Raw genomic sequence first — 14,890 nt, 5'->3', positions numbered from 1 at the left:
AGGTGGCCGTTTTCGAGGTGCTGTGGTTCCTGCTGTTCATCTTCTGGCTTCTGCTGATCGGGCGGATCATCGTCGAGTTCATCAGAACCTTCGCGCGGGAGTGGAAGCCGTCGGGCTTCGTCGTCGTCGTACTCGAAGCGATCTTCACGGTCACGGACCCGCCTGTGAAGCTGCTGCGAAGGCTGATTCCGCCGCTCAATCTGGGTGGGGTCCGACTCGATCTGTCCATCATGGTCTTGCTGTTCATCGTGTATTTCCTCATGGCCTTCCTGCCCAGGGGCGGCGCAGCATGACGGTTCCATCCGGCGTCGTGTCCGACCGTCCCGAAGCTGCCGTGTGCCACAATGGAGTGCCATATACAGTGGGTTTTGGTACGCGTAACGCACTGTCGATAACACAGAACGCCTGCTTGACCGCTTACTCGACGCGTGAAGGGATCCTTCCATGCCGCTGACACCAGCTGATGTGCACAATGTCGCGTTCAGCAAGCCTCCGATCGGGAAGCGTGGGTACAACGAGGACGAGGTCGACGCCTTCCTCGATCTCGTCGAGCAGGAGCTGACGAACCTCATCGAGGAGAACGCCGATCTGCGTCAGCGGGTGGCAGAACTCGACCAGGAACTCTCCGAGGCCAAGAAGGCGCCGCGTAGCGCGGCCGCATCCGCACCGGCCACTCCGTCCAAACCGGAACCGGCGCGAGTCGTCGAGGCCCCGAAGCCGGAACCGGCGCCGACGCCGGCACCCGCACCGGTCGCCGCCGCACCGTCGAGCGGTGACGCGAGCATGCAGGCCGCGAAGGTTCTCGGGCTCGCCCAGGAGATGGCCGACCGACTCACCGGGGACGCCAAGGCCGAGGCCGAGGAGCTCGTGCGGAACGCGCGGACCAATTCCGAGCAGCTGGTCTCCGATGCCCGCACGCGCAGTGAGGCGATGGTTGCCGATGCGCGGCAGAAGGCCGACGCCATGCTGGCCGATGCGCGCACCCGTTCCGAGACCCAGCTGCGGCAGGCCAAGGAGAAGTCCGACGCCTTGCAGGCGGACGCCGAGAAGAAGCACACCGAGATCATGGCGACGATCAACCAGCAGCGTTCCGTGCTGGAGGGTCGCATCGAACAGCTCAAGACGTTCGAGCGTGAGTACCGGGTGCGTCTGAAGTCCTACCTCGAATCGCAGCTCGAAGAGCTCGAGCAGCGCGGTTCTGCTGTTCCGGTGGACGGTGGCCAGGAGGCGTTCAACCAGTCCAACTCGTCGTCCTTCGGATCGTCGTCCTTTGCGAAGGGCAACAGCTGATCGATAGTCCCCGACCTGGTGCTGTACCTCGGTAGAGGAGGAGCGTCGTGCTCGTCGTCACGCTGGTACTCGCAGCCGTCGGTTTCGGTCTTCTCGTGATCGCGTTGATGACCGGTTCGGTGGTCTGGGCCTGGGGTTGTATCGCGGTGTGCGTCGTCGGGGCCGTGATCTTGCTGGCGAGCGCACTCGGCGGACGAAGCGCAACCGAGGGCGAGTGGGCCGATCCGGGTTCTGTCGAGCGGGCCCGAGGGGCGGGTGGCCGCGCACCGCGACGACGTCCCGGCGGCCGGAATTCCTCGGATCGCTGAGACGTCCTACAATTGGCACCATCGAGTGTGAAACTCGATCCCCGTTCGCGCGGGGCGGCGTCGATCCGGCCATCACCGGGGAGCCTCCGGAAGAACGGTGACCATCGCGTCGCTCACTAGAACCGGACGGGTGGGCCCGTCACAGCCCCTACGAGTGGCCGTCCCCACTGGGGACGCGCAAGCGGGGTGGTACCGCGGTAGCCGTGCACGCGCACGGAGATCGTCCCCGTGCCGAGACATATCCAGGCACGGAGGAGCCACGCTGTGACCGAGAACCACGCTGCACCGGATCCCACCGCAGCAACGACCGGCAGTGCTGCCGGATATCCCCGCGTCGACTACGGCCTGCCGCGTGACTCGGGTGTCGACTTCCCGGCGCTCGAAGAGCGCGTCCTCGCGCACTGGGCTGCAGACGGCACCTTCGAGGCTTCCCTGCGTAACCGCGACGGGGCCGACGATTTTGTCTTCTACGACGGCCCGCCCTTCGCGAACGGTCTGCCGCACTACGGCCACCTGCTCACCGGTTATGTCAAGGACGTCGTGCCGCGCTTCCAGACGATGCGCGGTAAGAAGGTCGACCGCCGGTTCGGCTGGGACTGCCACGGTCTGCCGGCCGAGCTCGAAGCCGAGAAGCAGCTCGGCATCACCGACAAGTCGCAGATCGACTCGATGGGCCTGGCCGAATTCAACGCCTACTGCAAGCAGTCGGTGCTGCGCTACACCGGTGAGTGGCGCGATTACGTCACCCGCCAGGCGCGGTGGGTGGACTTCGACAACGATTACAAGACCCTGGACCTCGACTTCATGGAGTCGGTCATGTGGGCCTTCAAGTCGCTGTACGACAAGGGCCTGATCTACCAGGGCTTCCGCGTGCTTCCCTACAGCTGGTACGAGCAGACGCCGCTGTCGAACCAGGAGACCCGCCTCGACGACGCCTACAAGATGCGTCAGGACCCGGCCGTCACCGTCGACATGGTGCTGCGCGCGCCGGGTTCCGAACTCGACGGTGCCAATGCCTTGATCTGGACCACCACACCGTGGACCCTGCCGTCGAACCTCGCGATCGCGGTGCACCCGGACATCGACTACGTCGCGGTGCGTGGCGCCGAGGGCAAGACCTACGTGCTCGCGCAGGATCGGCTCGGCCATTACGCCCGTGAACTCGGCGAAGAGCCGGAAGTGATCGGCCGCTATCGCGGTAGCGATCTCGTCGGCCTCGCCTACGAGCCGCCCTTCGATTTCTTCGTGGGCCGGGAGAATGCGCACCAGGTCATCGCCGCCGACTACGTCACCACCGAGTCCGGTACCGGAATCGTCCACCTCGCACCGGCTTTCGGTGAAGAGGACATGGAGTACTGCCAGCGCAACGGCATCGAGCTCGTGCAGCCGCTCGACCCGGCCGGCAAATTCACCTCGATGGTCCCGCCGTACGAGGGCCTGCAGGTCTTCGACGCCAACCCGGTGATCATCAAGGATCTCAAGGCAGCTGGAAAGCTGTTGCGACACGAGACCATCGAGCACTCCTACCCGCACTCGTGGCGGTCGGGCCAGCCGCTGATCTACATGGCGGTGCCGTCGTGGTTCGTCGCCGTCACGCGTTTCCGCGACCGCATGGTCGAGCTGAACCAGCAGATCACGTGGGTGCCCGAGCACATCCGGGACGGTCAGTTCGGCAAGTGGCTCGAAGGTGCCCGCGACTGGAACATCAGCCGTAACCGATACTGGGGCAGCCCGATTCCCGTGTGGGTATCGGACGATCCGGAATACCCCCGCGTCGATGTCTACGGCTCGCTCGACGAACTCGAACGCGACTTCGGAGTACGTCCGACCGATCTGCACCGGCCCATGATCGACGAACTCACCCGGCCGAACCCCGACGACCCGACCGGCAGGTCGACCATGCGCCGCGTCCCGGAGGTGCTCGACTGCTGGTTCGAGTCCGGGTCGATGCCGTTCGCCCAGGTGCACTACCCGTTCGAGAATCGCGACTGGTTCGACACCCACTATCCGGGCGACTTCATCGTCGAGTACAACGGCCAGACACGCGGATGGTTCTACACCCTGCACGTCCTCGCGACCGCGCTGTTCGACCGGCCCGCCTTCAAATGCGTTGCCGCGCATGGCATCGTCCTCGGCGACGACGGTCTGAAGATGAGCAAGTCCAAGGGCAACTATCCCGACGTGAACGAGGTGTTCGCCCGCGACGGTTCCGACGCCATGCGGTGGTTCCTCATGTCCTCGCCGATCCTGCGCGGCGGCAACCTCGTCGTCACCGAGCAGGGCATCCGTGAGGGTGTGCGACAGGCACTGCTGCCGTTGTGGAACGCATGGAGCTTCCTGCAGCTGTACGCGGTGAAACCGGGCACCGGGCGCACCGATTCGTCGAACGTGCTCGACCGGTACATCCTCGCCAAGCTCGCCGAAACCCGCGACGTCATCACCGACGCACTCGAGACCGTCGACATCGCCGGTGCGTGCGACGAACTGCGCACCTTCTGCGATGCGCTGACCAATTGGTACGTCCGTCGCTCGCGGAACCGGTTCTGGGACGAGGACACCGACGCGATCGACACACTCCACACGGTGCTCGAGGTCGTCACGCGCTTGGCTGCGCCGTTGCTGCCGATGGCCTCCGAGGTGATCTGGCGGGGCCTGACCGGTGGCCGGTCCGTGCATCTGGCGGACTGGCCCGCGGCCGACGACCTGCCGTCCGATCCCGCGCTCGTCGCGGCGATGGACGAGGTGCGTGGGGTGTGCTCGACCGTATTGTCGCTGCGTAAGGCGCAGAAGCTGCGTGTGCGGCTTCCGCTTCCGGAGGTCACCGTCGCGACCCCCGGATCGTCCCATCTCGAGCCCTTCGTCGACCTCATCAAGGACGAGGTCAACGTCAAGCAGGTGGTCACGACCGACGACGTCGAAGCGCACGGCCGCTTCGAGGTCGTCGTCAACGCCCGCGCTGCCGGACCGCGTCTCGGCAAGGACGTGCAGAAGGTCATCAAGGCCGTCAAGGCGGGGGACTGGAGCCAGTCGGAGGACGGAACGGTCACTGCGGCCGGTGTCACCCTGCTCCCCGAGGAGTACACGAGCCGCCTCGTCGCGGCCGAGCCGGAGTCCACGGCTGCGCTGCCGGGCGGCAACGGTCTCGTGGTCCTCGACACGACCGTCACCGAGGAACTCGAGGCCGAGGGCTGGGCCAAGGACCGCATCCGCGAGTTCCAGGACGCTCGCCGCAACCTCGGTCTCGAGGTCTCCGACCGGATCTCGGTGCACTTCGAGGTTCCGGCCGATCGGGCAGAGTGGGCGGCACGCCACCGCGATCTGATCGCGGGCGAGATCCTCGCCACGACCTTCGAACTCGGTACGGCCGACGGCGATGCCATCGAGCTGGGCGAGGGGACTCGGGCGTCGATCGTCAAGGTGTGAGCCGTGTGCGCCGGTCCTGGGTGATATGTGTGGATGCGGCGCACTAGTCTCGGTGCGTGCCCACTTCCGTGAATCGGCGCTGGGTGTTGCACCTGGATCTCGACGCGTTCTTCGCGTCCGCCGAGCAGTTGACCCGGCCGACCCTGCGGGGTCGGCCGGTGCTCGTCGGTGGCCTCGGGGCCCGCGGCGTGGTCGCCGGTGCGAGCTACGAGGCCCGCGTGTACGGCGCGCGCTCGGCGATGCCGATGAGCCGGGCGCGTCGCCTCGTCGGCCCCGCCGCGGTCGTTCTTCCCCCGCGGGGAGTTCTCTACCGCGAACTGAGCGGGCTCGTGTTCGACACCCTGCGCGCCCGGATTCCGGTCCTCGAGACGCTGTCCCTCGACGAGGCGTTCGCCGAACCTCCCGAACTGGCCGGGGCAGGGACCGGGGACGTCGAACGGTTCTGTGCGGAGCTGCGCGAACACGTCCGGGAGAGAACGGGTCTCGTGGCATCCATCGGCGCCGGGTCGGGTAAACAGATCGCGAAGATCGGATCCGGGCTCGCGAAACCGGACGGGCTGCTCGTCGTGCCACCCGAGGGCGAACTCCCGTTGCTGCATGCTCTCCCGGTGCGCAAGCTGTGGGGAATCGGCCCGGTTGCCGAAGATCGGCTGCGGCGACTCGGTATCGAGACGATCGGAGATCTCGCGGCCCTGCCGGTGGCCGAGGCGGCATCGATCCTCGGCGGAACCGTCGGACCGGGCCTGCATCGGCTCGCCAACGGGTTCGACGACCGGCCGGTCGCCGAGCGTGCCGAAGCGAAACAGGTCAGCGCCGAGACCACCTTTCCGACCGATATCGTCGCGATGGCCGGGCTGAGACGCGCGATCGCCGCGTCCGCATCCGCAGCACACTCACGACTGCGCAAGGACGGGCGGGCCGCCCGCACGGTGGTGCTCAAACTGCGTAAGGCGGACATGTCCGTGCTCACCAGGTCGTCGACCCTGCCGTACGCCACCGAGGACGTGCAGGTGCTCACCACGGCGGCCCAGCGTCTCGCGCTCGATCCCCTCGAGATCGGTCCCGTGCGGCTCGTCGGCGTGGGGTATGCAGGCCTGTCGGCGATTGCGCAGGACACCCTGTTCCCCGAACTCGACCGGACACCGACGGACGACGCCACGCACACCGCTCACGACGACGAGGAGCAGGTCGCGGCAACCGGGCCGGCCACCAGGTGGATGCCGGGCACCGACGTCGCTCATCCCGAGTTCGGGCACGGCTGGGTACAGGGCGCCGGGCACGGCGTGGTCACCGTCCGGTTCGAGACCAGGAGCACCGGGCCCGGTGCGGTCCGTAACCTTGACGAGGACGATCCCGATCTGACAGTTGCGGACCCGCTCGCCAGCCTGAACTGAAACAGGTTCCCGGCGCCCTCATGGTCTTCTTACCGTCGCCGGGTACTCTTGCGGGCGATCCGCTGCCGGATGACCGAACACGGCGCACGCGTCGTGCACGACCGAACGAGAAGGACGAGAAGTTGAAGCTTCGCAAGATGACCGTCGCCACTGTGGCGCTCGCCGCCGCCCTCACGATGTCCGCCTGCAGCTCGGACGACGGCGGTAGCTCGGCAGAGGCGGCCTCGAACACCAGCACCACCACGACCGCCGCGGCTCCGGCCGTCGACTACCCGCCGGTGCCTTCGCCCGAGGAACTCAACGCCGATCTCGCGCGCGCTTTCGATCTGAACGTCCCGGCAGCCGAGAAGACAGATCTGGTCCAGGGTGCCGAGGAGGATCCGGAGTTGATCAACAAGGTCGCTCAGGCTGCCAACGACGCCGGTGTCCAGGTGAACGTCGTCGACGTGACCGACAACGAGAACGGCACCATCACCGCCGGCGTCGAGATGGCGCTCGCGGGCAGCGAGCAGCCGTCGTTCGGCACCGTCGACTTCGTTGCCGAGGACGACACCTGGAAGGTGTCCAAGGACTACGCGTGCTCCATCGTGATCAACATGGCGCAGCTGCAGTCACCGGCCTGCGCGTGATGTAATTCTCGTCCGAACGAACGACGGCCGGCGCGGATCTCCGCGCCGGCCGTCGATCGTTCGGCTGTTATTGCTCCGGAGTACTCCAGCCCACCCGGTCGACCTGCGACTGCGACAGCCGCGTCCCGCCGTCCGGCTCGACATAGCTCTGATCGCCCTGCACCGTCAGTTCGCCGTCGACGGGCAGGGGGAGCGACGTGTCGATCGTCATCGTCCCCTCACCGGCCATCGTGTACTGCTCGATATCGAGACGGCCCTGTCCGTTCGGTAGTACCCAGGTGGATTCGCGCGGCGTCTGCTCGACTTTCACATCGACCGTCATGCGCTGGTCCTCGCGCTCGACGAGGGTTGCGGTCCCCACCTGGTCGAGGGTGATCCCGGCGCTCATCACCTGCTGCCGGATCTCCCATACCGCACCGACGCCGATGGCCTCCTCGGGGAACGAGACGATGCGATAGACGGCCTGGTAGAAGGCCTGTTCGACGGCCGAACGCGCGATGTTCGCCGCGTCGGGTGCAGGTTCGAGGCGAAGAGCGCTGATCGCGCCGGTCGGCCCGACCGTCAGTCCGGCGCCGGAGCCTTCGACGTCGGACAGCGCGGACCGAAGTGTGGCGTCCGGCGAGTCCGCCGACCCGAGAGTGATGTCGACGACGGTGCTCGGGTTCTCGTCGGAGATCGCCCGCTCGACCGTGGCCGACAGCGGAAGAGTCAGCTCGGGTGTCGAGAAGTCCTGTCGAACGTCGTCACCGATCTGCTGGAAGACCTCGGACCGCGTGGTGAGGACGACGTCGTGCCGCACCCCTGCCTCAGGAGTGACCCGAACCACCGAGCGGGGTTCGGCCCCGGCGTCGAGCACCGTGGTGGTCACGGCGGACACCGGTAGCGTCACCTCCGTCGACGTCGCCGCGGTGACGGTGGGAGCGCCGTCGGAGGAGGCGCCGCAACCGGCGACGAGAGTGGAAAGGGACAGGGCAGCCGCGAGGGCATACGGCCCCGGGCGGGCGAATCTGGACAGCGCAGGCACGACACCCAGGGTAGCCACGACGGGAGGGGGAACCGCCGCGGTCGTCGGAGTAGGGGATGATGGAGCGGTGACGAACGAAGCTTCCCGACCCGACCGCGACGCGGATCCCCCGGCTTCCGGCCGTGCCGACGAGCCGACGCCGCCTCCTGCGGTAGCGGGCGGCAAGCGCATGCTCCGGCCTCTGCTGCTCGTGGCGTTCGTCATCTACGTCGCAGACCTGGTGACGAAGGTGCTCGCCGTTCACTACATCGACCCGGCCGACCCGATCTCGATCATCGGTGACACGGTCACGCTGACACTCGTGCGGAATCCGGGCGCCGCCTTCTCCATGGCCACGGGTATGACCTGGCTGCTCACCCTGGTCGCCGTCGCCGTCGTCATCGGCGTGGTGAGGATCGGCCGGACGCTGAAGTCGGGATGGTGGGCGCTCGGCCTCGCCCTGGTGCTCGGGGGAGCACTCGGCAACCTCACCGACCGGATCTTCCGCTCGCCGGGACCGCTGCAGGGCCACGTCGTCGACTTCGTGTCGGTCGGATGGTGGCCGGTGTTCAACGTCGCCGACTCGGCCATCGTGTGCGGAGCGATCCTGCTCGTGGCGCTGACGGTCTTCGGCGTCGAACCGGACGGCGGCACGGCGAAGGCCGGGGGCCGGACAGCAGAGGCGTCGGGCGATACGAGAAAGGAAACACGCCAGTGAGGGAAACCCGCGCGATGCCCGTACCCGACGGGCTCGACGGGATGCGCGTCGATGCAGGCCTTGCACGCCTGCTCGGTCTGTCTCGGACCGTGGTGGCCACGCTCACCGAGGAGGGCGCCATCGTGGTCGACGGCGCAGTCGTCGGCAAGTCCGACCGGCTGTCCGCCGGCTCCTGGCTCGAGGTGGAACTACCCGAGCCGCCGCGTCCCCTGACCATCGAGGCCCAGCCCGTCGAGGGTATGGAGATCCTCTACGCCGACGACGACATCGTCGCCGTGGACAAGCCGGTCGGTGTCGCCGCTCACGCGAGCGTCGGCTGGACCGGCCCGACGGTGATCGGGGGTCTGGCCGCGGCCGGTTACCGCATCTCCACGTCCGGCGCCCACGAGCGGCAGGGCATCGTGCACAGGCTCGACGTGGGCACCTCCGGGGTCATGGTGGTCGCGACGTCGGAACGTGCCTACACCGTGCTCAAGCGCGCATTCAAGGAGCGCACCGTCGACAAGCGCTACCACGCGCTCGTCCAGGGGCATCCGGACCCGAGCAGCGGCACCATCGATGCACCGATCGGCCGGCACCGCAGCAGCGACTGGAAGTTCACGGTCACCGCCGACGGCAAACCCAGCGTCACGCATTACGACACCATCGAGGCGTTCCAGGCCGCGAGCCTGCTCGACATCCACCTCGAAACCGGTCGTACCCACCAGATTCGCGTGCATTTCTCGGCGCTGCGGCATCCTTGCTGCGGCGACCTCACCTACGGCGCCGACCCGCGCCTCGCTGCGCGACTCGGTCTCGAACGGCAGTGGCTGCATGCCTGCACCCTCGGGTTCTCGCACCCCACGCGTGGCCACTGGGTCGAGATCACCAGCAAGTACCCGCCGGATCTGGAGCACGCTCTCGACGTGCTGCGCAACGCCTGACCGATGCGCCGTGTCGTCCTGCCCTGGGCGGCGATCGTGATACTCGCGGTCGCCGTGCTCGTCGCCGGGTGGCTCACCCCGCCGCAACCGGCTTCGGTGGGCAGTGACACCCTCGGTCCCGACAACGGGGAAGTGGTCGCCGACTATCTTGCGCGTGCCGCCGCGGGCCTGGACGCGGCCGAGGCCGAACCCGGAGATCTCGAGCACTGGGGCCTGGCGTCCTTCGCTGTCCCCGTCGGCATCGACGAGGTCCTCGCACTCGCCGATGAGGTGCGGGTAGGGCAAATACTGTTCCGTGTGCCGATCGAGCGTGTCCAGACGCCTCTGGTGCCCGTCGCGGTACCTCAGAACCATGAGGCGCTGCGCCGTGCCCCGTCGGTCGCCGCAAGCAGGCTGAGCATGATGCAGTTCGGGACGGAACGCGCCGCGCGGGTCGCCGCAGTCTCGGCGAAGCGGCTCGCTGCCGGGTGTGAGTGTGTCGTGGGAGTGGTCGTCCGTGGCACCCCCACGCAGTTGCGGTCGGTCGCCGACGATCCGACGGTGCGCGCCGTGGAAATCCTGCCCGCCGATGCGGTCGCAGGACGCTTCTCGGTGACTCCTCTGCTCCCCACCCATGTCGACAGGGTCGTTCCCGGACCGGATGACGGAGAGCCGTGATGTTTTGCGACGACATCCGGAACACCACGTCGTAGGGTGAGCCGGTGAGCGAGGCGGCAAACCGGACAATCGTGCGTGCGGGAGTGTTGTGCGGGCTCGGTGCCTACGGGATCTGGGGTCTGTTCCCCGCCTTCTTCGGGTTGCTCGAACCCGCCGGCGCACCCGAGATCCTTGCGCATCGTGTGCTCTGGACCTTGGTGCTCATGCTGATCGTGCTGGGGCTGATGGGGCGTCTGGGAACTCTGCGCGGACTGTCCGCCCGCACGTGGGGCCTGATCGCCGCGGCATCCACAGCGATCGCCGTCAACTGGGGTGTCTACATCTACGCTGTGACCTCCGGCCAGGTGGTCGAGGCCGCGCTCGGATATTTCGTCAACCCGCTCGTCAGCGTCCTCTTCGGAGTGCTGTTCTTCCGGGAACGACTGCGGCCTGCACAGATCGGTGCCCTGGTGCTGGCCGCATGTGCGGTGGTGGTGATCACCCTGGATTACGGCAGGCCGCCGTTCGTCGCCCTGATCCTTGCACTGTCGTTCGCGACCTACGGAGTGGTCAAGAAAGTCGTGCCGCTCGATCCGCGGACCTCCCTCGCGGGAGAGGGCGTCGTCGCCGCGCCGTTCGCGCTCGGATACGTGATCTTCCTCGCCGTGACGGGCACGAGCACCTTTCTCGGGCACGGCGCGGGCCACACGCTGCTGCTGGTCTCCGCGGGCCTTGTGACGGCCGTCCCGCTGTTGCTCTTCGGCGCTGCCGCGCAGCGGATCCCACTCGCGACACTGGGCATGCTGCAGTACCTCACCCCGAGTCTGCAGATGGCGTGGGGTGTGTGGGTGCTCGGTGAGGACATGCCCGCCTCGCGGTGGGCCGGTTTCGCACTGATCTGGGTCGCCCTCGCGGTCTACAGCACGGATTCACTCATGCGGGCCCGCCGTCAGCGTGCCGTGGTCACCGAGGAAGCTCCCGCGGCTTAGACTCGTCTCTGCCCACAGACATCCCGGGAGAGGCACGCGTGGCTGACTCGTTCGTTCATCTGCACACCCACACCGAGTACTCCATGCTCGACGGGGCCGCCAAGGTCGGTCCGTTGTTCAAGGAGGCCGAACGGCTGGGGATGACGGCCGTCGGCATGACCGACCACGGAAACATGTACGGCGCCAGCGAGTTCTACAACGTCGCCAAGAAGTTCGGTATCAAGCCGATCATCGGCATCGAGGCGTATGTGGCACCCGAGTCCCGGTTCTCCACCAAGCGTGTGCAGTGGGGCGATCCGAGCCAGAAATCCGACGACGTCTCGGGCTCGGGTGCTTACACCCACATGACGATGGTCGCGGAGAACTCGACGGGTCTGCGGAACCTGTTCAAACTGTCCTCGCTCGCATCGATCGAAGGCCAGCTCGGCAAGTGGGCTCGCATGGACGAAGAGCTGATCGCCCAGCATCACGAAGGCATCATCGCTACCACCGGCTGCCCGTCGGGTGAGATCCAGACACGCCTGCGGCTCGGACACGACCGCGAGGCGCTCGAAGCCGCCGCGAAGTGGCAGGAGATCTGGGGCAAGGACAACTTCTTCCTCGAACTGATGGACCACGGCCTGTCGATCGAGCGCCGCGTCCGCGAAGGCCTGCTCGAGATCGGGCGCAAGCTCGACATCCCGCCGCTGGTGACCAACGACTGCCACTACGTCACCAAGGATGCGGCCGAGAACCACGAGGCCCTGCTGTGCATCCAGACCGGCAAGACGCTCTCCGATCCCACCCGCTTCAAGTTCGACGGCGACGGCTACTACCTCAAGTCCGCGCAGGAGATGCGCGAGCTGTGGGATCGCGAAGTGCCCGACGCGTGTGACAACACCCTCCTCATCGCCGAGCGGGTGCAGCCCTACGACGAGGTGTGGGAACACCGCGACCGGATGCCGGTCTTCCCGGTGCCGGAAGGGGAGACGCAGGCGAGCTGGCTGCACAAGGAGGTCATGCGCGGCCTCGACCGGCGGTTCCCGAACGGCGTGCCCGAGGAATACCTCCGCCGCGCAGAGTACGAGATCGACGTCATCTGCAAGATGGGTTTTCCGGCGTACTTCCTCGTCGTCGGCGACCTGATCACCCACGCCCGTGAGGTCGGCATCCGCGTCGGCCCGGGCCGTGGTTCGGCGGCGGGCTCGCTCGTCGCGTACGCGATGGGTATCACCAACATCGATCCCATTCCGCACGGACTGCTCTTCGAGCGGTTCCTCAATCCCGAACGCGTGTCGATGCCCGATATCGATATCGACTTCGACGATCGCCGCCGCGGCGAGATGGTGCGCTACGCCACCGAGAGGTGGGGTAGCGACAAGGTCGCTCAGGTCATCACCTTCGGCACCATCAAGACCAAGGCCGCGATCAAGGACTCCGCGCGAGTGCAGTTCGGCCAGCCCGGATTCGCGATCGCCGACCAGATCACGAAGGCGCTGCCCCCGCCGATCATGGCGAAGGACATCCCGGTCTCGGGTATCACCGATCCGAGCCACGAGCGGTACAAGGAGGCCGCCGAGGTTCGCCAGCTGATCGAGTCGAATCCGGACATCAAGAAGATCTACGACACGGCACTCGGCCTCGAAGGCCTGATCCGCAATGCGGGTGTCCACGCATGCGCGGTGATCATGTCGTCCGAGCCGCTGATGGATGCGATCCCGCTGTGGAAGCGCGCGCAGGACGGCGCGATCATCACCGGCTGGGATTACCCCTCGTGCGAGGCCATCGGCCTGCTGAAGATGGACTTCCTCGGTCTGCGCAACCTCACGGTGATCGGCGACGCGATCGAGAACATCAAGGTCAACCGCGGGATCGACCTCGATCTCGACACGCTTCCGCTCGAGGATCCGGCGACCTACGAGCTGCTCGCGCGCGGCGACACGCTGGGTGTGTTCCAGCTCGACGGCAGTGCGATGCGCGATCTTCTGCGCCGTATGCAGCCCACCGGCTTCGAGGACATCGTGGCCGTGCTCGCGCTGTATCGCCCCGGCCCGATGGGCATGAACGCGCACAACGACTACGCCGACCGGAAGAACGGGCGGCAAGAGGTCAAGCCGATCCACCCCGAGCTCGAGGAACCGCTGAAGGACATCCTCGCCGATACCTACGGCCTGATCGTCTACCAGGAGCAGATCATGCAGATCGCTCAGAAGGTGGCCGGTTACTCACTCGGGCAGGCAGACCTGCTGCGTCGCGCCATGGGTAAGAAGAAGAAGGAGATCCTCGACGAGGCCTACGACGGCTTCGCGGAGGGGATGAAGACCAACGGGTTCTCGCAGGCGGCGATCACCGCGCTCTGGGACACGGTGCTCCCGTTCGCCGGCTATGCGTTCAACAAGTCGCATGCCGCCGGCTACGGTCTGGTGTCGTTCTGGACCGCCTACCTCAAGGCGAACTACCCGGCCGAATACATGGCGGGTCTGCTCACGTCCGTCGGCGACGACAAGGACAAGGCCGCCGTCTACCTGTCCGACTGCCGGAAGATGGGCATCACGGTTCTGCCCCCGGACGTCAACGAGTCGCACACCAACTTCATGTCCGTGGGCGAGGACATCCGGTTCGGTCTCGGCGCGGTCCGCAACGTCGGGACGAACGTGGTCTCCTCGATCATCAAGGCGCGCGAGGAGAAGGGGCGTTACGCCGACTTCTCCGACTACCTCAACAAGATCGACACGATCGCGTGCTCGAAGAAGGTCACCGAATCGCTCATCAAGGCCGGTGCATTCGATTCGCTCGGGCATCCGCGCAAGGGCTTGATGCTCGTCCACGCCGACGCGATCGACGCCGTGATGAGTACGAAGAAGGCGGAGGCGATCGGTCAGTTCGACCTGTTCGGCGGAGCCGATGCAGACGAGTCGGTCGCTGCTGTGTTCAATGTCCGTATCCCCGAAGAGGAATGGGACACGAAACACCGACTGGCCCTGGAACGGGAGATGCTCGGCCTCTACGTCTCCGGGCACCCGCTCAACGGCGTCGAACACGTTCTGGCGTCCCAGGCCGACACCCAGATCCCGGCGATCCTCGAAGGCGGCCTCAAGGACGGAACCCAGGTGACCGTCGGTGGCATCCTCGCGTCGGTGAACCGCCGCATCAACAAGAACGGTCTGGCCTGGGCCTCCGCACAGCTCGAGGACCTCACCGGCGGCATCGAGGTGCTGTTCTTCCCGCAGTCCTATGCCGTCTACGGGATGGATGTCGTGGAGGACTCGGTGGTGCTCGTCAAGGCCCGGGTGTCGATCCGCGACGACCGGATCTCGCTGATCGCGAACGATCTCGTCGTCCCGGACCTGTCGCAGATCGGTGTCGCGAAGCCGGTGTCGGTGTCGATGCCCACCCGGTTGTGCACCCCGGACAAGGTCGGTGCGCTCAAGAACGTCCTCACGCGGCATCCGGGTTCGTCGGACGTCCACGTCCGGCTCATCACCGGCAGCAAGGTGACCGTCCTCAAACTCGACGACAGCCTGCGGGTCGAGCCGTCGTCCGCACTCATGGGTGATCTGAAAGCGTTGCTCGGACCGGGCTGCCTCGCCACCTAGGG

At 66.7% G+C, this 14,890-nt stretch carries 12 protein-coding genes; 11 read left to right on the top strand and 1 reads right to left on the bottom strand.

The genetic code is table 11. The annotated features are described in order from the left end of the window. Nucleotides 1-2: 2 nt before the first annotated feature. The 6 genes from ABZ789_RS12980 to ABZ789_RS12955 all read left to right on the top strand — a co-directional run bounded on the left by ABZ789_RS12980 (nt 3) and on the right by ABZ789_RS12955 (nt 7,044). A complete protein-coding gene (locus ABZ789_RS12980) occupies nt 3-293 on the top strand; it encodes a YggT family protein (RefSeq protein ID WP_006554132.1) in 291 nt (96 codons plus the stop codon). A gap of 151 nt (nt 294-444) precedes the next feature. Then, nucleotides 445-1,290: a DivIVA domain-containing protein gene (locus ABZ789_RS12975; RefSeq protein ID WP_358424189.1), complete on the top strand. Its 846-nt coding sequence runs from the start codon at nt 445-447 to the stop codon at nt 1,288-1,290. Nucleotides 1,291-1,337: 47 nt separating this feature from the next. Continuing rightward, the gene (locus ABZ789_RS12970) at nt 1,338-1,598 is read left to right on the top strand and encodes a hypothetical protein (RefSeq protein WP_358424187.1); all 261 of its coding nucleotides are present in this window, start codon (nt 1,338-1,340) and stop codon (nt 1,596-1,598) included. 264 nt (nt 1,599-1,862) lie between these two features. Beyond that, on the top strand, nt 1,863-5,021 hold the full coding sequence (ileS, locus tag ABZ789_RS12965; protein WP_358424185.1) for an isoleucine--tRNA ligase: 3,159 nt from the start codon (nt 1,863-1,865) through the stop codon (nt 5,019-5,021). Between the two features lie 83 nt (nt 5,022-5,104). Beyond that, a complete protein-coding gene (locus ABZ789_RS12960; RefSeq protein WP_358424303.1) occupies nt 5,105-6,415 on the top strand; it encodes a DNA polymerase IV in 1,311 nt (436 codons plus the stop codon). Between the two features lie 122 nt (nt 6,416-6,537). Beyond that, entirely contained in the window at nt 6,538-7,044 is a 507-nt protein-coding gene (locus tag ABZ789_RS12955) for a hypothetical protein (RefSeq protein ID WP_358424183.1), read from the top strand. Nucleotides 7,045-7,111: 67 nt separating this feature from the next. Here ABZ789_RS12955 and ABZ789_RS12950 read toward each other — a convergent pair whose 3' ends face one another. Continuing rightward, nucleotides 7,112-8,068, bottom strand: a complete 957-nt coding sequence (locus ABZ789_RS12950; protein WP_358424181.1) for a hypothetical protein — start codon at nt 8,066-8,068, stop codon at nt 7,112-7,114. Nucleotides 8,069-8,135: 67 nt separating this feature from the next. On the opposite strand from ABZ789_RS12950, the gene lspA reads away from it, so the two are divergent. From lspA to dnaE, 5 genes are read left to right on the top strand one after another with little or no spacing between them, the layout of a single operon-like run. Next, nucleotides 8,136-8,765 carry a signal peptidase II gene (gene lspA / locus ABZ789_RS12945; RefSeq protein WP_358424179.1) on the top strand — a complete coding sequence of 210 codons (630 nt, stop codon included), beginning with the start codon at nt 8,136-8,138 and terminating at the stop codon, nt 8,763-8,765. Between the two features lie 14 nt (nt 8,766-8,779). Continuing rightward, nucleotides 8,780-9,688, top strand: a complete 909-nt coding sequence (locus tag ABZ789_RS12940; RefSeq protein WP_358424301.1) for an RluA family pseudouridine synthase — start codon at nt 8,780-8,782, stop codon at nt 9,686-9,688. A gap of 3 nt (nt 9,689-9,691) precedes the next feature. Continuing rightward, nucleotides 9,692-10,345, top strand: coding sequence for a hypothetical protein (locus ABZ789_RS12935; protein WP_358424177.1), 654 nt, complete (start codon nt 9,692-9,694; stop codon nt 10,343-10,345). Between the two features lie 44 nt (nt 10,346-10,389). Then, nucleotides 10,390-11,313, top strand: coding sequence for an EamA family transporter RarD (rarD, locus tag ABZ789_RS12930; protein ID WP_358424175.1), 924 nt, complete (start codon nt 10,390-10,392; stop codon nt 11,311-11,313). A 38-nt stretch (nt 11,314-11,351) separates the two neighbouring features. Next, nucleotides 11,352-14,888 (top strand): DNA polymerase III subunit alpha, encoded by a 3,537-nt coding sequence (gene dnaE, locus ABZ789_RS12925; RefSeq protein WP_358424173.1) that lies wholly within the window; start codon nt 11,352-11,354, stop codon nt 14,886-14,888. Nucleotides 14,889-14,890: the final 2 nt, after the last annotated feature.

The organism is Rhodococcus sp. NPDC047139 (assembly GCF_040643435.1).
GTDB lineage: Bacteria > Actinomycetota > Actinomycetes > Mycobacteriales > Mycobacteriaceae > Rhodococcus.
The sequence above is the reverse complement of the archived record's forward strand: the minus strand, read 5'-3'. Positions and strand labels throughout refer to the sequence as shown.

Excerpts from the sequence above, each read along its gene's own strand:
- ABZ789_RS12975 (WP_358424189.1), top strand. The coding sequence starts at position 445 with ATGCCGCTGACACCAGCTGATGTGCACAATGTCGCGTTCAGCAAGCCT.
- ABZ789_RS12935 (WP_358424177.1), top strand. The coding sequence starts at position 9,692 with ATGCGCCGTGTCGTCCTGCCCTGGGCGGCGATCGTGATACTCGCGGTC.
- ABZ789_RS12940 (WP_358424301.1), top strand. The coding sequence starts at position 8,780 with ATGCCCGTACCCGACGGGCTCGACGGGATGCGCGTCGATGCAGGCCTT.